This is a genomic window from Mangrovibacter phragmitis (assembly GCF_001655675.1).
In the GTDB taxonomy this organism is placed as follows: domain Bacteria; phylum Pseudomonadota; class Gammaproteobacteria; order Enterobacterales; family Enterobacteriaceae; genus Mangrovibacter; species Mangrovibacter phragmitis.
In genome coordinates this window covers 530,288-550,962 of record NZ_LYRP01000012.1, presented here as the reverse complement: position 1 = coordinate 550,962, position 20,675 = coordinate 530,288, and the positions used below count along the sequence as shown (strand labels likewise).

Here is a 20,675-nt window from a genome sequence, read left to right as displayed (position 1 = left end):
ACCAGGATAGCGCCGTCCATCTGAGCAGCACCGGTGATCATGTTTTTAACATAGTCAGCGTGGCCCGGGCAGTCTACGTGCGCGTAGTGACGGGTCGGGGTATCGTATTCAACGTGAGAAGTGTTGATGGTGATACCACGAGCTTTTTCTTCCGGCGCGTTATCGATCTGGTCGAATGCGCGAGCAGAACCACCGTAGGTTTTTGCCAGAACGGTAGTGATTGCAGCAGTCAGGGTTGTTTTACCATGGTCAACGTGACCGATAGTACCGACGTTGACGTGCGGTTTTGTACGTTCAAATTTTTCTTTAGACACGGCTATATTCCTTACTATTGCGCTCCTCCCGCAGAAGGAGCGCTGGACTTTGTGTTAACCCTGAGGCTTATTTACCACGGGCTTCGATTACGGCCTGAGCGACGTTGTTCGGCGCATCATCGTACTTCAGGAACTCCATAGAGTATGAAGCACGACCTTTGGTCAGAGAACGCAGCTGAGTTGCATATCCAAACATTTCAGACAGCGGAACTTCAGCGTGAATGATAACGCCAGTGGCGTTAGATTCCTGACCACGCAGCACACCACGGCGGCGGCTCAAGTCACCGATAACGTCACCAGTGTTCTCTTCAGGCGATTCAACTTCAACCTTCATGATTGGCTCAAGCAAAACAGGTTTTGCTTTCTTAAAGCCATCTTTAAAGGCCAGAGATGCCGCCAGTTTAAACGCCAGCTCGGAGGAGTCAACGTCGTGGTAAGAACCGAAGTGCAGACGCACACCGATATCCACTACCGGGTAACCAGCCAGAGGACCAGACTTCAGCTGTTCCTGAATACCTTTATCAACGGCAGGGATGTATTCGCCAGGAATTACACCACCCTTGATGTCGTTGATGAACTCATAACCTTTCGGGTTAGAGCCTGGTTCCAGCGGGTACAGGTCGATGACAACGTGACCATACTGACCACGACCACCGGACTGTTTGGCGTGTTTACCTTCGATATCTTTAACGGTCTCGCGAATCGCTTCACGGTAAGCAACCTGCGGTTTACCCACATTTGCTTCAACGTTGAATTCACGTTTCATACGGTCAACGATGATATCGAGGTGCAACTCACCCATACCAGCAATGATAGTCTGGTTAGATTCTTCATCTGTCCATACGCGGAAAGACGGGTCTTCTTTCGCCAGACGGCCCAGAGCCAGACCCATTTTTTCCTGGTCAGCTTTGGTTTTCGGTTCTACAGCGATAGAAATAACTGGCTCTGGGAACTCCATACGTTCCAGGATAATTGCATTATCCGGATCACACAGGGTGTCACCAGTAATTACGTCTTTCAGGCCGATTGCCGCAGCAATGTCACCTGCACGTACTTCTTTGATTTCTTCACGTTTGTTGGCATGCATCTGAACGATACGGCCAAAACGTTCGCGCTGGGCTTTAACTGAGTTCAGTACGGTGTCACCAGAGTTAACCACACCAGAGTACACGCGGAAGAACGTCAGGTTACCAACAAACGGGTCGGTAGCGATTTTAAATGCCAGAGCAGAGAACGGCTCGTCATCACTTGCGTGACGCTCTGCCGGCGTATCTTTACCGTCGTCCAGCATACCGTTGATTGCCGGTACGTCAGTCGGAGACGGCAGGTAATCAACTACCGCATCCAGCATTGCCTGTACACCTTTGTTCTTAAATGCAGAACCACAGGTGACCAGGATGATTTCGTTGCTCAGAACACGCTGACGAAGAGCGCCTTTAATCTCTTCTTCAGTCAGATCTTCACCACCCAGGTATTTTTCCATCAGCTCTTCAGATGCTTCAGCTGCGGATTCCAGCAGGTTCTGGTGCCATTCGTCAGCCAGGTCCTGCATGTCTGCCGGGATATCTTCATAGGTGAAGGTTACGCCCTGGTCCGCTTCATTCCAGTTGATAGCTTTCATTTTCACCAGGTCAACAACACCGGTGAATGCTTCTTCAGCACCAATAGCCAGCTGTAACGGAACAGGGTTAGCGCCCAGACGGGTTTTAATCTGATCAACAACTTTCAGATAGTTCGCACCCATACGGTCCATTTTGTTAACGAACGCAATACGTGGAACTTTATATTTGTTAGCCTGGCGCCAAACGGTTTCAGACTGCGGCTGAACACCACCAACTGCGCAGTAAACCATTACCGCACCGTCAAGAACACGCATGGAACGTTCTACTTCGATAGTGAAGTCAACGTGCCCTGGGGTGTCGATGATGTTGATACGGTGCGGTTCATACTGCTTCGCCATACCAGACCAGAACGCGGTAGTAGCAGCGGAAGTGATGGTGATACCACGTTCCTGCTCCTGCGCCATCCAGTCCATAGTAGCGGCGCCGTCATGAACTTCACCGATTTTGTGGTTTACACCGGTGTAGAACAGAATACGTTCGGTAGTGGTAGTTTTACCGGCGTCGATGTGTGCACTGATACCAATGTTACGGTAGCGTGCAATGGGTGTTGTACGAGCCATTTGATTCCTCTATATCCTGGGACGTTCAAGTTAAGTTACCCAGAGTGGGCGCAACAATTAAGTTATAGCGCCCACCTGGAACTAACACTAACGCGGGATTACCAGCGGTAGTGAGCGAACGCCTTGTTGGCTTCAGCCATGCGATGAACGTCTTCACGTTTTTTCACTGCAGTACCTTTGTTTTCTGCAGCATCAGACAGTTCGTTTGCAAGACGCAAAGCCATGGATTTATCACCGCGTTTACGAGCAGCTTCAACGATCCAACGCATTGCCAGAGCATTACGACGAACCGGGCGAACTTCAACTGGTACCTGATAAGTAGAACCACCAACGCGGCGAGACTTAACTTCGACAGTCGGGCGCACGTTTTCGAGGGCTACTTCGAAAGCTTCCAGTTCAGTTTTACCAGAGCGCTGAGCCAGGGTCTCCAGCGCGCTGTATACGATAGTTTCTGCAGTAGATTTTTTACCATCTACCATCAGGATATTTACAAATTTAGCCAGCAGTTCTGATCCGAACTTCGGATCTGGCAGAATTTTACGCTGACCAATGACGCGACGACGTGGCATGGAAATACTCCGTTGTTAATTCAGGATTGTCCAAAACTCTACGAGTTTAGTTTGACATTAAAATAAAACGTTTGGCCTTACTTAACGGAGATCCATTAAGCCTTAGGACGTTTAACGCCGTATTTGGAACGAGCTTGCTTACGGTCTTTAACGCCGGAGCAGTCAAGCGCACCACGTACGGTGTGGTAACGAACACCCGGGAGGTCTTTAACACGACCACCACGAATCAGGATCACGGAGTGTTCCTGCAGGTTGTGACCTTCACCACCGATGTAGGAAGTCACTTCGAAACCGTTAGTCAGACGAACACGGCATACTTTACGCAGTGCGGAGTTCGGTTTTTTCGGAGTGGTGGTATATACGCGAGTACATACACCACGTTTTTGCGGGCAAGCTTCCAGTGCAGGCACGTTGCTTTTAACAACTTTGCGTGCACGTGGTTTGCGTACCAGCTGGTTAACTGTTGCCATTAAATAGCTCCTGGTTTTAACTTTTGCTTCGTAAACACGTAATAAAACGGCCTCATACAATATGAGGACGCAGAATTTTAGGGCCCGGCAGAAAGGGTGTCAAGAATTATACAGCCACGATGTCATTACCAGGCCATCTGATTCTTATGTTTCACTGCCAGTATGACAAAATCATTATAGCTAACCCTGGCAATGCTGGTTGATATTTGACCAGAAATTCCGCGGGCCTGCACGTCATCTTCGAGTACATAAAAGGAGGCAGGGCAAGCTCGCAACTCTGCGAAAGCCACACTGCCTTCTATGGCTGCGTAGACACCATCCTGTAACAGCAGAAGATCATCGCCTTCCCGAAGATTGCGTTTTAGCATCGGCAGGTCAATTTGGCCCGGTGAATGAAAGAGTGTATGTAGCATAATGTCTCAGAAAGTCAGCACAACATCGTACTGTTCAAGGTGGGTGCGTAATACATCAGCAGGCTCAATTGCAGCTGGCAGTATCAATTCCGCACTCTGTCGTGTAAGCCCACGGGCCTTCAACGAATCACTGCACACCCAACAAGATGTAATGTCATAAAGCGGTAATACCTTAAATGTTGAAATGTAGTCGCGTGAATGAATGGCTCCTGGCTGTTGACCTGCCAGTAATTGCAGTACACCATCTCCCATAAAGAATACCCCCGGGTCATCGCTGACTGCAGAGGTTGCCAACAATGCATCAAGCCCTTCTCGCCCGGCAGAAGAACCATGTGGTGGTTGAGTAAATACAAAAGCAATACGCTTCATCAGAATTGCACCACTCGGTCACAGGCTAATGCCGCTTCAGCTAACGCCCCCAGGCCACTCAACTGAAAACCGTCGAGTAAATTATGGCAGCTCAGACCAAGGCGAATGGCCTCAGGCTCATCAACTACACCACGCCGTAATGCCGCAGCGACACAAATATTCAGAGCAATGCCCTGTTGCAAAGCCATTTTCTGCCACGCACGCACCAAATCGAACTCATCTGAAGCTGGAGACACCAGTTGGTTACCGTTAAGTATGCCTTCCCGATAAAAAAAGACGCTGTCCAGTTCATGCCCGGAGTCCAGTAGCGCATTAGCAAAACACCAGGCAGTGGTCGCCTGTTGTGTGCCATAAGCGGGTCCGGTAACTATTAAAGCAAAACGCATTACCTGTCCTGAATCTGAAAGTCGCCACTCTTAAACTGGCGAATATATAAATAGACGGTATGTTTAGAAATATTCAGGCGGTCTGCCACCTGATTGATAGCATCTTTGATGTCAAAAATTCCTTTTTCATACAGATTAAGGACGATTTGCCGGTTCTTGGCATTGTTCGAAACAGAACGGTCTGCATTGACTTCTTCAATCGTAAATTCAAGAGTTTGCATTACCAGGTCTTCAACTGAAGAAGCAAAATTAACAGAGGATGACTCTTCCTGCGTCTCTGGTGGCACAAAAGTGCTCATTATCTGGGAAAACGGCACATCCAGGTTCATGTTGATGCACAACAAACCAATAACACGGTTTTCCCGATTCCGAATCGCAATTGTGACCGATTTCATCAGTACACCGCTTTTCGCCCGCGTAAAGTAGCAGCGAGAGACGCTACTGTCTGCACCTGTCATGTCATGCAACATACGTAGAGCTAAATCTGTAATTGGTGAGCCAATTTTACGCCCGGTATGTTCACCATTAGCAATACGCACTGCTGAACACTTCAAATCCTGAAGAGAGTGCAGAACAATTTCGCAGTGGGAGCCGATGAGCATTGCCAACCCGTCAACAACAGCCTCATATGACTTAAGAATATCAAGATCTGTCTGCTCAAAAGGACGTTGATCCAGTAAATCAAGCTCACTGGTTTCGTTGGTTAGAAGCGAGTTGGACATGAAGAAACACCACCTTTTCCACGGAGTCTGTCGCGATGATGGTCATTATTATCGTAGGGCAGACTCATTTCTTAATACATTGCGCAAGCCCATAAAGTAATACAGCGCAGCACGACTGTGCCAGTTTTTATTATATCCTGGTTCCAATGAAAAACCGCCGCCTGTATGGCGACGGTTTCAATACTAACAGATTACTTGCTTGCTGCTGCGCTGGCATTGTCCGCTTTCGCATCCGCAGCCTTGTCATCATTCTTCGGTGCAGGCTTGATATCCAGCAGTTCGACATCGAAGACCAGCGTAGAGTTTGCAGGAATCCCCGGCACACCCGTTTTGCCGTAAGCCAGGTCTGGCGGAATGACCAGTTTAATTTTTCCGCCTTTCTTGATGTGCTTCAGCCCTTCTGTCCAGCCCGGGATTACACCATCCAGACGGAAAGAAAGCGGCTCACCACGGGTATAAGAGTTGTCAAACTCTGTCCCGTCAATCAATGTACCTTTGTAGTTAACAACCACGGTATCTGTATCTTTCGGCGCTTCACCTGAGCCTGCTTTCTCAACCAGGTACATCAGGCCAGACTTAGTGGTTTTAACCCCTTTTTCTTTCGCGAATGCTGTACGGTATGCAGTACCTTTGTCTTCATTTTCTTTCGCGTCTTTTTCCATTTTTGCCTGAGCAGCAGTTTTCACGCGGGTTTCAAACCCTTTCAGCGTTTCTTCGATTTCCTGATCAGACAGCTTGCTCTTATCAGCAAATGCATCCTGTACCCCGGCAATCAGTTGCGCTTTATCCAGTTTGATACCCAGTTTTTCCTGCTCTTTAAGGGAGTTATCCATGTAGCGGCCCAGAGATGCACCCAGCGCATATGCTGCCTGCTGGTCGTCATCTTTGAATTTTGCAGCACTCTTGTCTGCTTTCGCCGCAGCCCCTTGTTCCGCAGAGGTCGTAGCTGCAGATACCAGAGGTGTATTCAGTGCCATCGCCATAGTGGTTGCCAGCAGCGTGGCTTTAAACAGTGATTTCATCCATTATCTCCGGGCAGGGCGTCACACCCCAGGGTTAAGAAATTAAACTAACAGAGCGACGTACTATAACGTCGGGAAAGAAAGCAGCACAATCTCTAACGCGGTTATTGCGTCAAATTCTGACTTATTTTTGTGTAAATTAATGTCATGGTCAGGACTGGCGGTATTTACGCCATAATTCAAGTACAATCCCCCGCATATTGCCCTGAGCGGGCTCAAATTCCGGGAGAACAATATGCAAAGCACAGAGACAGAAAAACGCCTGGAGGAGTTAGAAAGCCGGCTGGCATTTCAGGAATTCACTATCGAGGCACTTAACCAGGCTGTTTCCAGCCATGAACTGGAACTTGCCAGGTTGCGTGAACACATTCGTTTACTGGTGGAAAAACTGAAGGCAAGTCAACCGTCAATGCTGGCATCACAATCGGAAGAAACACCTCCGCCACACTATTAACAAAAACCACAGAAACCAGCATTAAAAAAGGGCGCTACTGCGCCCTTTTTTGCCGCTCAGCGGATTAATGGCAACCACACCCGCCATTACCACAACCACCGTTGCCATGTTCGTGGTCATGACCATGACCACCACAGCAACCTTCGTGGTCGTGATCATGATGGTGATCATGAGCACCATGAACGTGACCATGAGCAAGTTCTTCCTCAGTGGCTTCACGCACAGCGACAACTTCCACATTGAATTTCAAATTCTGGCCAGCCAGCATATGGTTACCGTCAACCACAACGTGGTCATCTTCCACACCCGTGATTTCAACCGGTACCGGTCCCTGATCGGTTTCAGCCAGGAAACGCATCCCAACTTCGAGCTCATCAACACCCATGAATACATCTTTCGGTACACGCTGTACCAGATTTTCATCATACTGACCGTAAGCGTCGTTTGCGCCAACGCTGACATCAAAGCGATCACCCACTTCATGGCCATCCAGCGCATTTTCCAGGCCAGAGATCAGCGACCCATGACCGTGCAGATAGTCAAGCGGCGCGCTTACCGGAGACTCATCAACTAACACACCGTCTTCTGTACGTACCTGATAAGCCAGGCTGACCACCAGGTCTTTTGCTACTTTCATGATATCTCCTGAACGTGGGGAAAAAACTGGCGCGAATTGTAGCTGAAATTCACGCCGGTGTACCCAATAGCTTAAAGAAAGCTGACGCGTATCGCTAGTCCGGATGAAAAATCCCTATGACTTGCTCGTGTTCGCGCAATTGCTCACGCGCCTGTTTATCGGCCTCACGCATCTGGTGGCCGCATTTCACACAGGCAACAATATCGACATTATTTTCACGCCACATAGCCAGTGAATCCTGTGCCTGGCACTGCGGGCACACTGCACCCGCGATAAAACGTTTACGTACCGCCATTACTCACCTTGTTATTCAAATTCGTCCCAGCCATCCAACTGATGACGCTCTCGTTGTAATTCACGCTGAAAGATCTCTTCCAGTTCCCTGCGCGCTTCTTTTACCCGTGAGATTTGCGCAGTATCGGTATGCACAGGCATCAACTCACGTAACATACGCATATCCAGGCGACGAAAATGTAATTGCGCTCGCAAAGCCTGATGAGGATGCATTCCAAGAGAGATTAGCGTTTTTTTCCCCAACTCCAGCGCACTGGAAAATGTTTCACGGGAAAATTGTGTGACCCCGGCCTGTAATAGCTCATGAGCCTCAACGCGCCCCCGCGCCCGCGCAAGGATAGCTAAATGTGGGAAATGTTTCTGGCAAAGGTGCACGATTTTCAGCGTGTCTTCCGGCTCATTGCAGGTAATAACGATAGACTGTGCGTTTTCAGCGCCTGCTGCGCGTAACAACTCTGCGTCCGTCGCATCACCGTAGTACACCTTATAATCATATTTCCGCATGATATTAACAGCACTGATATCACGTTCCAGAACAGTGATTCGCATCTTATTCGCCATCAATAAGCGCCCAATCACCTGACCAAACCGGCCAAAACCAACAATAATGACCTGGGGATGGTCATCTTCAACCCAGGGGCGTTCATCACTGTCAGTTACGGGTTGGTTAAAACGGCGCACCAGCACACTATCAATCACCCGCATTAGTAGTGGTGTGGTCATCATCGAAAGGGTGACCGTCACCAATAACAAGGCCAGTTGATTACCAGCAAAAATATGCTGTGCAGACGCTGCGGAAAACAAGACAAAAGCAAACTCTCCCCCCTGGCTTAACACCCCAGCAAGCTGAGCTCGCTCGGAAGAACGCAATCCTCGCCAGTGAGCCAGCACATAAAGCACACCCATTTTGATGCTGACCAGAAGCGCTACACTGACCAATATCCATAGCCAGTGGGTATAAAGCACACCCAGGTTGAGTACCATGCCAACCGAAATGAAAAACAACCCTAACAGCAGCCCTTTGAAGGGTTCTATAGCACTTTCAAGTTCATGACGATATTCACTTTCCGCCAGCAGAATTCCGGCAATAAAGGTCCCCAATGCCATGGAAGCGCCAAGCAAATCCATAAACAGTGCCGCACCAAGAACCAGTAACAATGCAGCCGCGGTGAAGACTTCGCGCACACCTGATGCCGCAATGATGCGAAAGACAGGGCGAAGTAAATAACGCCCCCCCACCAGCATGCCAGCAAACGCCACCACCTTAATGCCGAATTTGAACCAGTCAGGTGTCTGCCCTTCGCCACCAGCCAGTAAAGGGACCAACGCCAACGCCGGGATCACCGCCATATCCTGGAAGAGCAAAACCGAAAAACCCAGTTGCCCCCCTTCACTGCGTTTCATGCCCTTTTCTCGCATCAACTGCAGCGCCATTGCCGTTGATGACATAGCAAGCCCAATGCCACCAATAACAGCAGCAGGCAAAGAAAAGTGGCTCAGCATTAATAAACCACCAAGGATCACTGCGCTAATCACTACCTGCAAGGTTCCGACACCGAAAATGGAGCGCCGCAACCGCCAGAGTTGCGCAGGGTTTAATTCGAGCCCAACCAAAAACATCAGGAAAACCACACCAAGTTCTGAGAAGTGCAATATCTCATCGACATCGCTTATCATCCTCAACCCCCAGGGGCCAATAGTTATTCCGGCCAACAGATACCCCAATACCGCCCCAATACCAAGACGGGCAGCCAGTGGCACAGCCACGACCGCCGCCAGAAGAAATACGACACCTGCAACAAGGAGATCGGGTTGATGCATTAAATTCCTCCCTGGTGAAACGGTGAAGACAACCACTCGACATATGCCCGGGCATGGCTGGCAAGCTCATCAGCGGGCAACCGCCGGGCCCAATAGATCACAAAGGGGTTTAACCAGTGCATCCTGCACAAGGCGGCGGTTAATTCAAATGGGCGTAAAATCTCACTCAGCGGGTAGCGGTTAAGCCCATCATACTGAAACGCACCTTCAGGCTCGCCAGTGGTGATGACACTGCGCCAGTATTTCCCCACCAGGGCATTGCCCCCTTGTCCACTGGCAAACCCCCGGCTTAACACGCGATCCAGCCACTCTTTAAGTAATGCCGGGCAACTGTAAGTGTACAGTGGATGCTGAAATACAATGATGTCATGCTCCCGTAAAAGGGCCTGCTCATGCTGGATATCAATAAAAAAATCAGGATAGTGGGCATAGAGGTCGTGGACAGTCACGTTAGGTAGTTGAAAAACACCGTCCAGTAAGACCCGATTAGCTACTGAACTGTGAAATTCAGGATGGGCGTACAACAGCAAAACCTTGGGTGGCTGCGACATCATTACCCTCCGGGGATCGTTTTGAGTGCTGTTTTGGGCTAACATGCAGCGCGGTTGGCCCAATACTGGCCCAGGTTACCTGATTATAATGACAAATTAACATAGTCTAAACATACGGCGCGCTATGATCGTTTTCTCTTCACTACAAATTCGCCGCGGCACCCGCGTGCTGCTCGACAATGCTACCGCTACTATCAACCCCGGGCAGAAAGTCGGGCTGGTTGGGAAAAATGGTTGCGGTAAATCCACGCTGTTATCGCTATTGAAAAGTGAAATCAGTGCCGATGCAGGTAGCGTGACCTGGCCTGGCAACTGGGCTATGGCCTGGGTTAACCAGGAAACGCCCGCGCTCCCGGAACCCGCCATTGAGTATGTGATTGATGGCGACCGTGAATACCGCCAGCTTGAAGAGGCGTTAAAAAACGCAAATGAAGCGGATGACGGCCATGCCATTGCCACCGTGCACGGCAAACTGGATGCCATTGATGCCTGGACCATTCGCGCACGCGCGGCAAGCTTATTGCACGGTCTGGGTTTTACCAATGAGCAGCTTGAACTGCCAGTGAGCGATTTTTCAGGTGGCTGGCGCATGCGTCTGAACCTGGCTCAGGCGTTGATATGCCGCTCAGATTTACTACTACTTGATGAACCCACCAACCACCTGGATTTGGAAGCGGTTGTCTGGCTGGAGCGCTGGCTAAAAAGCTATACCGGCACACTCATTCTTATTTCCCATGACCGGGATTTTCTTGACCCGGTTGTTGATAAAATCCTGCACATTGAACAACAAGCGTTGTTTGAGTACACCGGTAACTATTCCTCATTTGAAGTACAGCGCGCGACTCGTCTTGCCCAGCAGCAGGCGCAATATGAAAGCCAGCAACTGCGTGTAGCGCATCTGCAAAGCTACATTGAGCGTTTTCGCGCTAAAGCCACCAAGGCGAAACAAGCTCAGAGCCGCATCAAGATGCTGGAACGCATGGAGTTAATTGCTCCGGCGCATGTTGATAATCCGTTTCATTTCGAGTTTCGTGAACCCGAAAGCCTGCCAACCCCCTTACTGAAAATGGAACATGTCAGTGCGGGTTATGGTGATAAGACCATTCTGCGTTCAATCAAACTCAACCTGGTCCCAGGTTCCCGTATTGGTTTGCTGGGCCGAAATGGCGCCGGGAAATCGACACTGATTAAACTGCTTGCTGGTGATCTGGAACCACAGCAAGGTGAAATCGGCCTGGCGAAAGGTATCAAACTCGGTTACTTCGCACAGCACCAACTGGAATACTTGCGCGCAGATGAATCCCCGTTACAACATCTGGCACGAATGGCTCCTGGTGTGCCTGAACAACCGCTGCGCGATTACCTGGGCGGTTTTGGTTTTCAGGGCGATAAGGTTAATGAGCCAACCCTGCGTTTCTCTGGTGGAGAAAAAGCGCGGTTAGTGCTCGCGTTGATTGTCTGGCAGCGCCCTAACCTGTTGTTGCTCGATGAACCAACCAACCACCTGGATTTAGATATGCGCCAGGCGCTGACAGAGGCCTTGATTGACTTTGAAGGCGCACTGGTCGTCGTTTCCCATGATCGCCACTTACTGCGTACTACCACCGACGACCTGTATCTGGTACACGATGGCAGTGTTGAACCCTTTGATGGGGATTTGGATGATTACCAGCAATGGTCTCTGGACCAGCACAAACAGGAGCGGCAAGAAAGCAACCTGAAGGAAACGGTTAAGGATAACCAGAACAGTGCTCAGGCGCGTAAAGATCAGAAGCGGCGTGAAGCAGAACTCCGCGCACAGACGCAGCCTTTACGTAAAACACTTGAGCGGCTGGAAAAAGAGATGGAAAAACTCAACAGCACACTGAGTGACCTGGAAACCCGGCTTTCAGATACAGCTATCTATGATATTAGCCGTAAAGCTGACCTCACAGACTGCCTGCAACAACAGGCACAAGCGAAAGCTGCGCTGGAAGAGAGTGAAATGGCATGGCTGGATGCGCAGGAACAACTCGAACATATGCTTTCTGGCGGGCAAGAGTAACCCTGGAAAAACGTGCACATGAGTATAACCTCATGTGCACCATATTCAGAGAAGAGCTGGTGATGGCCTTGCGTTCACCACTGTCCTATTGCTGAGCAGCAAGGCGCTGGCGCAGCACCTCAATGTGTTCAACATTATACTGTTTGCCATCCAGAAAACGGGTTTTCAGTTCACCTTCACGTTCCTGCTCTGGAGTCTGCTCATCCAAAAGGCATAACTCACCCTGTGCATTTCGCATCACTTTCAACAACCCTCTTGCGGAGCGTTTCAGGCCGCTATCTGTTTTCGGTTCCTTAAAGATCATGCGCCCTGTTCCGTTGACTGCCCCCCAGGTAGCTTTCATTGCGAAGCCGAACGTATCACGCGTATTGTACTGATAGGTGTATGAACCAACACCAAACACGACACAGGAGCTGGCAAAACCTTTTGCCGCAAGGCGGCGTAAAATTTCATGGGCACGCTCCAGAGTAATTGAATCACCATAAATCAGGCCTACATGGGAATCGAGCACCTTGTAACCTTTGCTGTTCACTGTACCGCCAAATATCTCCCACAAAACTTCAACAGAACCTTTTTCCTGAGGAGAACGCGTGGCGCGTTGATCATCATCAGCACCTGTACCACATAAAATATCTACCGGATCACCACTGTCCGGGCGAAAAACCACTTTGCCTTCCCGCGCCATAATGGCGGCTTTCAGTTCACGGGTATAGCTTGTGAGCACCTGCCAGTAATCCCAGGTATCTGAGACGATAGACACAAACCCCTGAGGGTACAAATCACAAATCAGGCGGCGAAATGTAGCTATTTCATGCTCTTTTTCACCCATGCACATCACACTGTGTTCTGTTGCCGGAATACTGCCTGCTATAAAGTAATCAGCATCATTGCCGGTATAATACTGACGGGCATACACAACCGCCGGAATGCTGTCAGTCCCTTTAAAACTCAGCAAGTGCCCGCAACCAGCCTGGGCGACATCCTGCATACCCGCCATTCCCCGGAAAGAGAAGTCATGGCACTGAAAATCCAGGTGAGCAAAGTCATCACACGTTTGTTCCGCCCAGGTTACACATATTTTGTGATAGTGGTGTGCGATAGTAGCGTTTGTTGATGCTTTCCACAGCTCAGCTGAGAGCACAGTTTCCAGGTAATTAACCAGCCAGAAGAATTCATCCCGGGTGTTGGTAATTGTTAATACCGGCACTTTCATCGGAATTTTATCGCCTTCGTCCAGTCCTTTAATGTGTAAAGGCAAATAACCTAAACGGTGCAATGCCCGAATATGTTCAACATCAACAGCATTTTTTCCCAGGTAACTGTCCATCAGCATTTTGTATTCGCTAACCACCTGTTCTTCCGGCTGTGCGAAAAACTGGCTGTTAAACATGTCTATCAGGAACCATTTTATGAAACCTTGCAGGCCGAAAAATACCAGCTTGTTATCCGCAACTGGCGAACAGAAAAAACGATCGCTGCGTGGCGTAAAATTCGAGTAAACACGCGTTGTGCCTTCAGGGTATTGTTCACGGTGTGAAACTTTATAACCATCAATTGCCAGAATAGGGTTAATCATCATGTCCGTATCTCCTTAAGCCACAAATAACGTGTCAATATCCACAACAGAAAGGCGTGGATCAGTCGGAAACTGTGTAGAAAATGAAGTGGTGGTATAAATGTGGTGAATACCCTGGCTAAGCAGGTTTTCCACACCTTTAGAAAAAATACCGTGCGTCACATACAAACTGACTGAACGCGCTCCCGCCGCTAATAGCACCTGAGCAGACCCAATAAAGGTTCCCCCGGCATCACACAAGTCATCGGTAATCAGCAGGTCTTTTCCAGCCACATCACCACTCGCCAGGGCAAACCCGGTTAATGCGCCGGTTACTACATCCCTGTTTTTAGTCATGATGGCGAAATCTTTTGCCCCAGCAGCGGCAGCGACGGCATGAATCTTTTTCAGTGCACCAGCATCAGGTGCCACCAGCATTAATGCGCCCGACTGTAATTGCGAGCGTAATTCTTCATGGGCCAACACGGCGGCTTCCTGCGGAATAATGACCATGTTGCGCACTGCAGCCGCCGCAGATTCACTGTGCGGGTCAAGGACAAAAACTTTGTCAAAGTTAAGGCTGTTTAGTGCGTCAGCAAAAATACGTAACGCGAAGCTGTCTCCGGGTTGCATATACCTGTCCTGCCGGGCATATGCCAGCCAGGCAAGTTGTAAGTGGCTGAAACGGATATCACACTGATGGCGAATAGCATCAACAGACTGAGCCAGTAACATCCAGTCATCCATCGTGGCAAGCCCGGTTGCCCGAACCACCATTTTATTAGCAAAATCTGGTAACTCAGTCCGTGCTTTTGCCCAAACCGCACCGTCTGGGAAACACCCGGTTTCAACCATGATTGCTTGCTTATCAAGCCAAATGTTCAGTGTCATTCCCATTACCGCCTCCAATTAATGTCCTTAAGACACTTATAATATTGTCTCAAAGACACTTTATTGCAAGTAAAAATTGTCACAAAGACACAATTTATAATTAATGCATTGATTAATCTCAGAAAAAAAACATACCCTCTCTGAACTACCTCCATGTAAAATGTGACCTTGAGACAGTTATTGTGGAGAGTGAAGATGGAAAGCGAAGAGCAGTACCTGAAAAATTATGACGCCAGTCGTTTCCCCTCACCTATCGTCACAGTCGACAGCGTGCTGTTCACTTTGCATGAAAAACAACTGTGTGTATTGTTAGTCAAGCGCAGCCAACACCCGTTTCAGGGGCTATGGGGGCTGCCTGGTGGTTTCATTGACTTACAACAGGATAATTCCACCCAGGCAACAGCAACGCGCAAACTGGCAGAAAAAACAGGCATTACCCCTTCCTGGCTTGAACAACTGGAAACTTTCTCCGGGCCGAACCGTGACCCCAGGGGCTGGAGCATCACTGCAACCTGGTTTGCACTCATCGCATGGGAAGCCTGCCAGCCACATATTGCAACAGTAAGTGATGTTCAGTGGTGTCCGGTAGCAAACCTGGAAAGCGAAGCACTGGCTTTTGACCACGCCACAATCATTGCCTCAGCCTTACAGCGCCTGCGGCAAAAAACGATGTACTCGCTGTTACCAGTCTATTGCCTGCCAGATACATTTACCCAAACTCAGTTGCAGGAAGCAACCGAAGCTATTCTTGGGCAACCGGTACAGCGCAAAAGCCTGATTCGCCGTTTTGAAGCGTCAGGAATGTTTGAAGATACAGGGCAAAGTGTTGCCACCGGAGCCAGAAAAGCACGTTTGTGGCGGCGTAAACCCAACATCCCGGTTCACTTGTTTTCGCGTAATCTGCTGCCAGAGTGAACACAAAATGGTTAATTTTGAATCAATGCCGTGAAATACATAAACGAGACGTATGACTCACGGTATAGTAGCCAGTAATTAGCGCGATAATGAATTGATACCCGTTTTACAACTATGACCCAGATTACCCCCGTCGATGCCAGTGAAGAAAACAACAGTCAGAGGGATTTTCACCCTATGCCTGGGCTTTCTAACCCGCATTTACAAACTATGCTGCCCCGCCTCATTCGCCGGCGCCTGCACTTCACCCCTTTTTGGCAGCGGCTTGAGCTTCCGGACGACGATTTTGTTGATCTTGCATGGAGCGAAGACCCACAACTGGCTCTGCATAAACCCCGGCTGGTGGTGTTTCATGGCCTTGAGGGCAGCCTGTACAGCCCCTACGCCCACGGCATGATAGAAGCGGCGAAAGCGCAGGGTTGGTTGGGTGTCGTAATGCATTTTCGCGGCTGTAGCGGAACACCGAACCGCCAAAAGCGGATTTATCATTCCGGTGATACCGGCGATGCCAGTTACTTCCTTAACTGGTTGAATCTGCGTTACGGTTCGGTACCCACTGCTGCTGTTGGTTACTCGTTGGGTGGCAACATGCTGGCCTGCCTGTTAGCAGAACAAGGTACACAGTGCACGCTGGATGCAGCGGTAATCGTCTCTGCACCCTTTATGCTGGAACAGTGCTGCTACCATATGGAGCGGGGATTCTCTCGTATTTATCAACGTTATTTGCTGAACTTACTGAAAGCGAATGCCAGCCGGAAACTGGCTGTGTATCCGGGCTCACTCCCTGTCGATTTAACCCGGCTACGCAAAGTAAAACGAATCAGAGAATTTGATGATTTAATTACTTCCCGTATTCACGGTTTTGATGATGCGCTGGATTACTATCGCCAATGCAGTGCAATGTCCCATCTGCCGAATATAGCGGTAAATACACTGATTATTCACGCAAAGGATGATCCCTTTATGGATCACCATGTCATACCAGACAGCACACTACTTCCGTCAAACATTGAATACCAGCTCACCGACCATGGTGGCCATGTCGGGTTTATCGGTGGTAGCATCGCTCGCCCAGAAATGTGGCTTGAAAAGCGCATTCCCAGCTGGTTAACCCGTTATTTAAGTAATTAAAATGATCATTCCCTGGCAACAGATAGCACCTGAAACGCTGGATAATCTGATTGAATCCTTCGTATTACGTGAAGGCACTGATTACGGCGAGCAGGAACGCTCGCTTGCTCAAAAAGTAGCCGATGTAAAACGACAACTAAAACAGGGGGATGCTGTGCTGGTTTGGTCTGAATTGCATGAAACAGTGAATATCATGCCTCGCACACAATTTAAGGGCTGATTCACAGGCGTCACATACAGTATTGGCATCCACCACTATACTGCTTTAACCTGCAGTACTGTGCGTTTTACCTTGCCTCTTACTGATGGAGTGGTTGTTTATGTCAGCCAAGCACCCTGTTATTGCGGTTACCGGTTCCAGCGGGGCCGGTACCACAACAACCAGCATTGCCTTTCGTAAAATTTTTACTCAACTTAATCTGCGTGCTGCTGAAGTTGAAGGCGACAGTTTTCACCGCTATACACGCCCTGAAATGGATATGGCGATACGTAAAGCACGCGATCTTGGGCGTCACATCAGCTATTTTGGGCCAGATGCCAACGACTTTGCCTTGTTGGAGCGCACATTCAGGCAATACGGCGAACAGGGTAACGGTCAGTCCCGCAAATATCTGCACACTTATGATGAAGCTGTTCCCTGGAACCAGGTACCCGGTACCTTTACCCCCTGGCAACCACTGCCTGAACCCACGGACGTATTATTTTATGAAGGGTTGCATGGCGGTGTCGTTACCCAGACTCATGATGTTGCTCAACATGTTGATCTTCTGGTCGGCGTGGTGCCTATCGTCAACCTTGAGTGGATACAAAAACTGGTAAGAGATACCAGTGAGCGCGGCCATTCCCGGGAAGCTGTGATGGATTCCGTTGTGCGTTCAATGGAAGATTATATCAATTACATTACACCTCAGTTCTCACGTACTCATCTTAACTTCCAGCGCGTCCCTACAGTGGATACGTCCAACCCTTTTGCCGCAAAAGCCATTCCTTCACTGGATGAAAGTTTTGTAGTCATTCATTTTCGTGGGCTGGAAGATATCGATTTCCCATGGCTTTTGGCAATGCTGCAAGGGTCATTTATTTCACATATCAACACATTAGTTGTCCCTGGTGGGAAGATGGGACTGGCGATGGAGTTAATCATGACGCCACTGGTTAAACGCCTGGCGGAAGGGAAAAAAGTCGCGGGAGGCTGATATGGGGTACCAACAGGCAGGGTGCTGCATGGCGCAGCACCCGTCATGAAAACTTAACCTTCAACGACTTCCCATGAGTGCGTGATAGTGGCAGCTTTGCCAAGCATTAACGCAACAGAACAATATTTTTCTGCAGATAAATCTACCGCACGAGCCACGGCATTATCTTTCAGATCTTTCCCTGTAACGATGAAATGCAGATTAATAGAGGTAAACAAACGCGGTGCTTCTTCCCGGCGTTCAGAAGTCAGTTTGACTTCACAATCAGTCACATTGTGACGACCTTTTTGTAAAATAGAGACCACATCAATGGCACTGCATCCACCTGCTGCCATTAGCACCATTTCCATTGGACTTGGCGCTTTATCACCGGAGTTACCATCCATCAGCACCTGGTGACCTGAGGCGGATTCACCCAAAAATGTTAAACCTTCAACCCATTTAACTCGCGCCTGCATTCTTATTACTCCCAACTAAAGTGTCATCACAACAGATTACGCGGCATTAACAAAACAGGCAATGGAAGGCGACACAGGTCATGCTGAAACGAGACAATAGAAGACACTACAGGAAACCTGTGCTAAAACAAACAAGATGTAACAGGCTGACAGTGACGTCATACCTGTTACAGAGGAAAAAGCGATTACAGACCAAACGACTTATGGCTCGCTTCAGGAATGGGGCGATTTAATGTTGTAACGCCAACAGGGCCCTACCCTGTCTTTGAGCAAGTTTATAATAGAGGATAACCGCGCATGGTGCTTGGCAAACCCCAAACAGACCCGACTCTCGAATGGTTCTTGTCACATTGCCACATTCATAAGTATCCATCCAAGAGCACCCTGATCCATCAGGGCGAGAAAGCAGAAACGCTGTATTACATCGTAAAAGGCTCTGTGGCCGTGCTTATCAAAGATGAAGAAGGCAAGGAGATGATCCTTTCTTATCTTAATCAAGGCGATTTTATTGGCGAGCTGGGGCTGTTTGAAGAAGGCCAGGAGCGTAGCGCCTGGGTTCGTGCAAAAACAGCCTGTGAAGTTGCCGAGATTTCATACAAAAAATTTCGCCAGTTGATCCAGGTAAACCCGGACATTCTGATGCGCCTTTCATCCCAGATGGCACGTCGTTTACAGGTCACTTCTGAAAAAGTGGGGAACCTGGCATTCCTCGATGTAACCGGCCGAATTGCACAGACTTTGCTTAACCTGGCAAAACAACCTGATGCGATGACTCACCCGGATGGCATGCAAATCAAGATCACCCGCCAGGAGATTGGTCAAATTGTTGGCTGTTCCCGTGAAACTGTGGGCCGCATTTTAAAAATGCTGGAAGATCAAAACCTGATTTCCGCTCATGGTAAGACAATTGTGGTATACGGTACTCGTTAATTTTACTGTATTTAATCACGCATACAGGCACGCTTTAGAGCGTGCCTTTTTGTTTGCACAACCAGGCATCCCTTCAGCTTTACCTAACAAATTCTGAAAATTGTTCATGAATGACACAAAACTGTCACAAATTCGCCTTATTCTTCCCAGGTACTGAAAACACAGCGATTAAAAAATTATTTTTGATCTAACCTTTTCCGGGAGAAATTATGGCAATGCTTAGCTCTTCAGCCCGTCTTGTAATCGCCGCTCTGACTCTGTCCACCACAACTGCATTTGCAGCCACTAACCTGACCGGTGCCGGTGGTACATTCCCAGCGCCGGTTTATGCAAAATGGGCTGCAGAATACCAGCAGAAAACAGGTTCTCAGGTAAACTACCAGGGAATCGGTTCTTCAGGTGGTATCAAACAAATCATTGCAAAAACCGTTGATTTCGGTGCATCTGATGCGCCAATGAGCGATGCTGACCTGGCAAAAAATGGCCTGTTCCAGTTCCCGACCGTTATCGGTGGCGTAGTTCTGGCCGTTAACATCCCGGGTATTAAATCAGGTGAATTAACTCTGGATGGTAAAACACTGGGTGATATTTACCTGGGTAAAATCAAAAAATGGAATGACCCGGCTATCACGAAGCTGAACCCAAAAGCCAAATTGCCGGATACCAACATAAATGTTGTGCGCCGCGCAGATGGTTCAGGCACGTCTTTCGTCTTCACCAGCTATCTGTCTAAAGTGAGCCCGGACTGGGCAAGCAAGGTAGGCAAAGGCACCACTGTTAAATGGCCAACCGGGCTGGGTGGCAAAGGTAACGATGGCGTGGCTGCATTTGTACAACGTTTGCCGGGTTCTATTGGTTATGTTGAATATGCCTACGCAAAACAGAACAACCTGACCTGGACTAAATTGTTCGATGCTGACGGTAAAGCAATTGAGCCGACCCAACAAAGTTTCAGCAATAGTGCCAAAGAAGCAGACTGGAGCAAAACCTTTGCCCAGGATCTGACTTATCAGAAAGGTGCAGATGCATGGCCTATCTCTTCTACCACGTTTATCCTGGTCTACAAAAAACAGGAAAACGCACAGAAAGGTGCTGAAGTGCTGAAATTCTTTGACTGGGCCTACAAAAATGGTAACGCTATTGCCAGCAGCCTTGATTACGCGCCTCTGCCAGCAAATGTTACCGATCAGATTCGCGCAGCCTGGAAAGCAAACGTGAAAGACAGCTCAGGTAAAGCGCTGTATTAATTTTCACTTGTGAAACAGCTTGTTTGCAGGCTGTTTCAACGATAAAAAGCCGGATTATCCGGCTTTATTTATTATTAATTTCCTCTGCACACGCTACAAAAACA

24 protein-coding genes are annotated in these 20,675 nt (G+C 48.9%); 8 read left to right on the top strand and 16 right to left on the bottom strand.

Annotated features, from left to right (window positions below; translation table 11 throughout):
- The 9 genes from A9B99_RS12755 to fkpA all read right to left on the bottom strand — a co-directional run.
- A partial coding sequence (locus A9B99_RS12755) for a GTP-binding protein (protein ID WP_044643658.1) occupies nucleotides 1-314 on the bottom strand: 314 nt, incomplete at its 3' end.
- Between the two features lie 67 nt (nucleotides 315-381).
- Nucleotides 382-2,496, bottom strand: a complete 2,115-nt coding sequence (gene fusA / locus A9B99_RS12750; protein ID WP_064598014.1) for an elongation factor G — start codon at nucleotides 2,494-2,496, stop codon at nucleotides 382-384.
- A gap of 98 nt (nucleotides 2,497-2,594) precedes the next feature.
- On the bottom strand, nucleotides 2,595-3,065 hold the full coding sequence (gene rpsG / locus A9B99_RS12745; RefSeq protein ID WP_036111072.1) for a 30S ribosomal protein S7: 471 nt from the start codon (nucleotides 3,063-3,065) through the stop codon (nucleotides 2,595-2,597).
- Nucleotides 3,066-3,160: 95 nt separating this feature from the next.
- Nucleotides 3,161-3,535 carry a 30S ribosomal protein S12 gene (gene rpsL / locus A9B99_RS12740; RefSeq protein ID WP_025238215.1) on the bottom strand — a complete coding sequence of 125 codons (375 nt, stop codon included), beginning with the start codon at nucleotides 3,533-3,535 and terminating at the stop codon, nucleotides 3,161-3,163.
- A 125-nt stretch (nucleotides 3,536-3,660) separates the two neighbouring features.
- A complete protein-coding gene (gene tusB, locus A9B99_RS12735; RefSeq protein WP_064598012.1) occupies nucleotides 3,661-3,948 on the bottom strand; it encodes a sulfurtransferase complex subunit TusB in 288 nt (95 codons plus the stop codon).
- A 6-nt stretch (nucleotides 3,949-3,954) separates the two neighbouring features.
- Nucleotides 3,955-4,317, bottom strand: coding sequence for a sulfurtransferase complex subunit TusC (tusC, locus tag A9B99_RS12730; protein WP_064598010.1), 363 nt, complete (start codon nucleotides 4,315-4,317; stop codon nucleotides 3,955-3,957).
- Nucleotides 4,317-4,703, bottom strand: coding sequence for a sulfurtransferase complex subunit TusD (gene tusD / locus A9B99_RS12725; protein ID WP_064598008.1), 387 nt, complete (start codon nucleotides 4,701-4,703; stop codon nucleotides 4,317-4,319). Before tusD ends, tusC begins: the two co-directional genes overlap by 1 nt.
- Nucleotides 4,703-5,425, bottom strand: coding sequence for a helix-turn-helix transcriptional regulator (locus A9B99_RS12720; RefSeq protein ID WP_064598006.1), 723 nt, complete (start codon nucleotides 5,423-5,425; stop codon nucleotides 4,703-4,705). The genes tusD and A9B99_RS12720 overlap by 1 nt, the downstream gene beginning before the upstream one ends.
- 191 nt (nucleotides 5,426-5,616) lie before the next feature.
- Nucleotides 5,617-6,447, bottom strand: a complete 831-nt coding sequence (gene fkpA / locus A9B99_RS12715) for an FKBP-type peptidyl-prolyl cis-trans isomerase (protein ID WP_064598004.1) — start codon at nucleotides 6,445-6,447, stop codon at nucleotides 5,617-5,619.
- A gap of 235 nt (nucleotides 6,448-6,682) precedes the next feature.
- Between fkpA and A9B99_RS12710 the strand changes: the two genes are divergently transcribed.
- Nucleotides 6,683-6,901 (top strand): SlyX family protein, encoded by a 219-nt coding sequence (locus A9B99_RS12710; RefSeq protein ID WP_064598002.1) that lies wholly within the window; start codon nucleotides 6,683-6,685, stop codon nucleotides 6,899-6,901.
- A gap of 64 nt (nucleotides 6,902-6,965) precedes the next feature.
- On the opposite strand, the gene slyD is transcribed toward A9B99_RS12710, so the two are convergent.
- From slyD to kefG, 4 genes are all read right to left on the bottom strand, one after another.
- Nucleotides 6,966-7,538 carry a peptidylprolyl isomerase gene (gene slyD / locus A9B99_RS12705; protein ID WP_064598000.1) on the bottom strand — a complete coding sequence of 191 codons (573 nt, stop codon included), beginning with the start codon at nucleotides 7,536-7,538 and terminating at the stop codon, nucleotides 6,966-6,968.
- Nucleotides 7,539-7,632: 94 nt separating this feature from the next.
- On the bottom strand, nucleotides 7,633-7,833 hold the full coding sequence (locus A9B99_RS12700; RefSeq protein WP_036111098.1) for a YheV family putative zinc ribbon protein: 201 nt from the start codon (nucleotides 7,831-7,833) through the stop codon (nucleotides 7,633-7,635).
- Nucleotides 7,834-7,844: 11 nt separating this feature from the next.
- Nucleotides 7,845-9,653 (bottom strand): glutathione-regulated potassium-efflux system protein KefB, encoded by a 1,809-nt coding sequence (kefB, locus tag A9B99_RS12695; protein WP_064597999.1) that lies wholly within the window; start codon nucleotides 9,651-9,653, stop codon nucleotides 7,845-7,847.
- The gene (gene kefG / locus A9B99_RS12690) at nucleotides 9,653-10,207 is read right to left on the bottom strand and encodes a glutathione-regulated potassium-efflux system ancillary protein KefG (RefSeq protein WP_156519052.1); all 555 of its coding nucleotides are present in this window, start codon (nucleotides 10,205-10,207) and stop codon (nucleotides 9,653-9,655) included. Before kefG ends, kefB begins: the two co-directional genes overlap by 1 nt.
- A gap of 121 nt (nucleotides 10,208-10,328) precedes the next feature.
- Here kefG and A9B99_RS12685 point away from each other — a divergent pair, with 121 nt between their 5' ends.
- The gene (locus A9B99_RS12685) at nucleotides 10,329-12,248 is read left to right on the top strand and encodes an ABC transporter ATP-binding protein (protein WP_064597995.1); all 1,920 of its coding nucleotides are present in this window, start codon (nucleotides 10,329-10,331) and stop codon (nucleotides 12,246-12,248) included.
- 85 nt (nucleotides 12,249-12,333) lie between these two features.
- On the opposite strand, the gene A9B99_RS12680 is transcribed toward A9B99_RS12685, so the two are convergent.
- On the bottom strand, nucleotides 12,334-13,827 hold the full coding sequence (locus A9B99_RS12680) for a nicotinate phosphoribosyltransferase (protein ID WP_064597993.1): 1,494 nt from the start codon (nucleotides 13,825-13,827) through the stop codon (nucleotides 12,334-12,336).
- A gap of 12 nt (nucleotides 13,828-13,839) precedes the next feature.
- On the bottom strand, nucleotides 13,840-14,700 hold the full coding sequence (prs, locus tag A9B99_RS12675; protein ID WP_064597991.1) for a ribose-phosphate diphosphokinase: 861 nt from the start codon (nucleotides 14,698-14,700) through the stop codon (nucleotides 13,840-13,842).
- 189 nt (nucleotides 14,701-14,889) lie between these two features.
- On the opposite strand from prs, the gene A9B99_RS12670 reads away from it, so the two are divergent.
- The 4 genes from A9B99_RS12670 to A9B99_RS12655 all read left to right on the top strand — a co-directional run bounded on the left by A9B99_RS12670 (nucleotide 14,890) and on the right by A9B99_RS12655 (nucleotide 17,936).
- Nucleotides 14,890-15,609, top strand: a complete 720-nt coding sequence (locus tag A9B99_RS12670; protein WP_064597990.1) for an NUDIX hydrolase — start codon at nucleotides 14,890-14,892, stop codon at nucleotides 15,607-15,609.
- Nucleotides 15,610-15,723: 114 nt separating this feature from the next.
- Nucleotides 15,724-16,740: a hydrolase gene (locus tag A9B99_RS12665; RefSeq protein ID WP_064597989.1), complete on the top strand. Its 1,017-nt coding sequence runs from the start codon at nucleotides 15,724-15,726 to the stop codon at nucleotides 16,738-16,740.
- A gap of 1 nt (nucleotide 16,741) precedes the next feature.
- The gene (locus A9B99_RS12660; RefSeq protein WP_064597988.1) at nucleotides 16,742-16,960 is read left to right on the top strand and encodes a YheU family protein; all 219 of its coding nucleotides are present in this window, start codon (nucleotides 16,742-16,744) and stop codon (nucleotides 16,958-16,960) included.
- Between the two features lie 100 nt (nucleotides 16,961-17,060).
- Nucleotides 17,061-17,936, top strand: coding sequence for a phosphoribulokinase (locus A9B99_RS12655; protein ID WP_064597986.1), 876 nt, complete (start codon nucleotides 17,061-17,063; stop codon nucleotides 17,934-17,936).
- 53 nt (nucleotides 17,937-17,989) lie between these two features.
- On the opposite strand, the gene A9B99_RS12650 is transcribed toward A9B99_RS12655, so the two are convergent.
- A complete protein-coding gene (locus A9B99_RS12650; protein ID WP_064597985.1) occupies nucleotides 17,990-18,394 on the bottom strand; it encodes an OsmC family protein in 405 nt (134 codons plus the stop codon).
- A 297-nt stretch (nucleotides 18,395-18,691) separates the two neighbouring features.
- On the opposite strand from A9B99_RS12650, the gene crp reads away from it, so the two are divergent.
- Nucleotides 18,692-19,324 carry a cAMP-activated global transcriptional regulator CRP gene (gene crp / locus A9B99_RS12645; RefSeq protein WP_000242758.1) on the top strand — a complete coding sequence of 211 codons (633 nt, stop codon included), beginning with the start codon at nucleotides 18,692-18,694 and terminating at the stop codon, nucleotides 19,322-19,324.
- A 209-nt stretch (nucleotides 19,325-19,533) separates the two neighbouring features.
- Nucleotides 19,534-20,571, top strand: coding sequence for a phosphate ABC transporter substrate-binding protein PstS (pstS, locus tag A9B99_RS12640; protein ID WP_074388802.1), 1,038 nt, complete (start codon nucleotides 19,534-19,536; stop codon nucleotides 20,569-20,571).
- Nucleotides 20,572-20,675: the final 104 nt, after the last annotated feature.

Bases quoted from the DNA above. Each gene is read 5' to 3' on its own strand.
- A9B99_RS12670 (WP_064597990.1), top strand. From the start codon at position 14,890: ATGGAAAGCGAAGAGCAGTACCTGAAAAATTATGACGCCAGTCGTTTC.
- A9B99_RS12650 (WP_064597985.1), bottom strand. From the start codon at position 18,394: ATGCAGGCGCGAGTTAAATGGGTTGAAGGTTTAACATTTTTGGGTGAA.
- fkpA (WP_064598004.1), bottom strand. From the start codon at position 6,447: ATGAAATCACTGTTTAAAGCCACGCTGCTGGCAACCACTATGGCGATG.
- crp (WP_000242758.1), top strand. From the start codon at position 18,692: ATGGTGCTTGGCAAACCCCAAACAGACCCGACTCTCGAATGGTTCTTG.
- pstS (WP_074388802.1), top strand. From the start codon at position 19,534: ATGGCAATGCTTAGCTCTTCAGCCCGTCTTGTAATCGCCGCTCTGACT.
- rpsL (WP_025238215.1), bottom strand. From the start codon at position 3,535: ATGGCAACAGTTAACCAGCTGGTACGCAAACCACGTGCACGCAAAGTT.
- prs (WP_064597991.1), bottom strand. From the start codon at position 14,700: ATGGGAATGACACTGAACATTTGGCTTGATAAGCAAGCAATCATGGTT.
- tusC (WP_064598010.1), bottom strand. From the start codon at position 4,317: ATGAAGCGTATTGCTTTTGTATTTACTCAACCACCACATGGTTCTTCT.
- A9B99_RS12660 (WP_064597988.1), top strand. From the start codon at position 16,742: ATGATCATTCCCTGGCAACAGATAGCACCTGAAACGCTGGATAATCTG.
- fusA (WP_064598014.1), bottom strand. From the start codon at position 2,496: ATGGCTCGTACAACACCCATTGCACGCTACCGTAACATTGGTATCAGT.
- tusD (WP_064598008.1), bottom strand. From the start codon at position 4,703: ATGCGTTTTGCTTTAATAGTTACCGGACCCGCTTATGGCACACAACAG.
- A9B99_RS12665 (WP_064597989.1), top strand. From the start codon at position 15,724: ATGACCCAGATTACCCCCGTCGATGCCAGTGAAGAAAACAACAGTCAG.
- A9B99_RS12685 (WP_064597995.1), top strand. From the start codon at position 10,329: ATGATCGTTTTCTCTTCACTACAAATTCGCCGCGGCACCCGCGTGCTG.
- A9B99_RS12710 (WP_064598002.1), top strand. From the start codon at position 6,683: ATGCAAAGCACAGAGACAGAAAAACGCCTGGAGGAGTTAGAAAGCCGG.
- A9B99_RS12655 (WP_064597986.1), top strand. From the start codon at position 17,061: ATGTCAGCCAAGCACCCTGTTATTGCGGTTACCGGTTCCAGCGGGGCC.
- A9B99_RS12680 (WP_064597993.1), bottom strand. From the start codon at position 13,827: ATGATGATTAACCCTATTCTGGCAATTGATGGTTATAAAGTTTCACAC.
- kefG (WP_156519052.1), bottom strand. From the start codon at position 10,207: ATGATGTCGCAGCCACCCAAGGTTTTGCTGTTGTACGCCCATCCTGAA.
- A9B99_RS12700 (WP_036111098.1), bottom strand. From the start codon at position 7,833: ATGGCGGTACGTAAACGTTTTATCGCGGGTGCAGTGTGCCCGCAGTGC.
- tusB (WP_064598012.1), bottom strand. From the start codon at position 3,948: ATGCTACATACACTCTTTCATTCACCGGGCCAAATTGACCTGCCGATG.
- slyD (WP_064598000.1), bottom strand. From the start codon at position 7,538: ATGAAAGTAGCAAAAGACCTGGTGGTCAGCCTGGCTTATCAGGTACGT.
- kefB (WP_064597999.1), bottom strand. From the start codon at position 9,653: ATGCATCAACCCGATCTCCTTGTTGCAGGTGTCGTATTTCTTCTGGCG.
- A9B99_RS12720 (WP_064598006.1), bottom strand. From the start codon at position 5,425: ATGTCCAACTCGCTTCTAACCAACGAAACCAGTGAGCTTGATTTACTG.
- rpsG (WP_036111072.1), bottom strand. From the start codon at position 3,065: ATGCCACGTCGTCGCGTCATTGGTCAGCGTAAAATTCTGCCAGATCCG.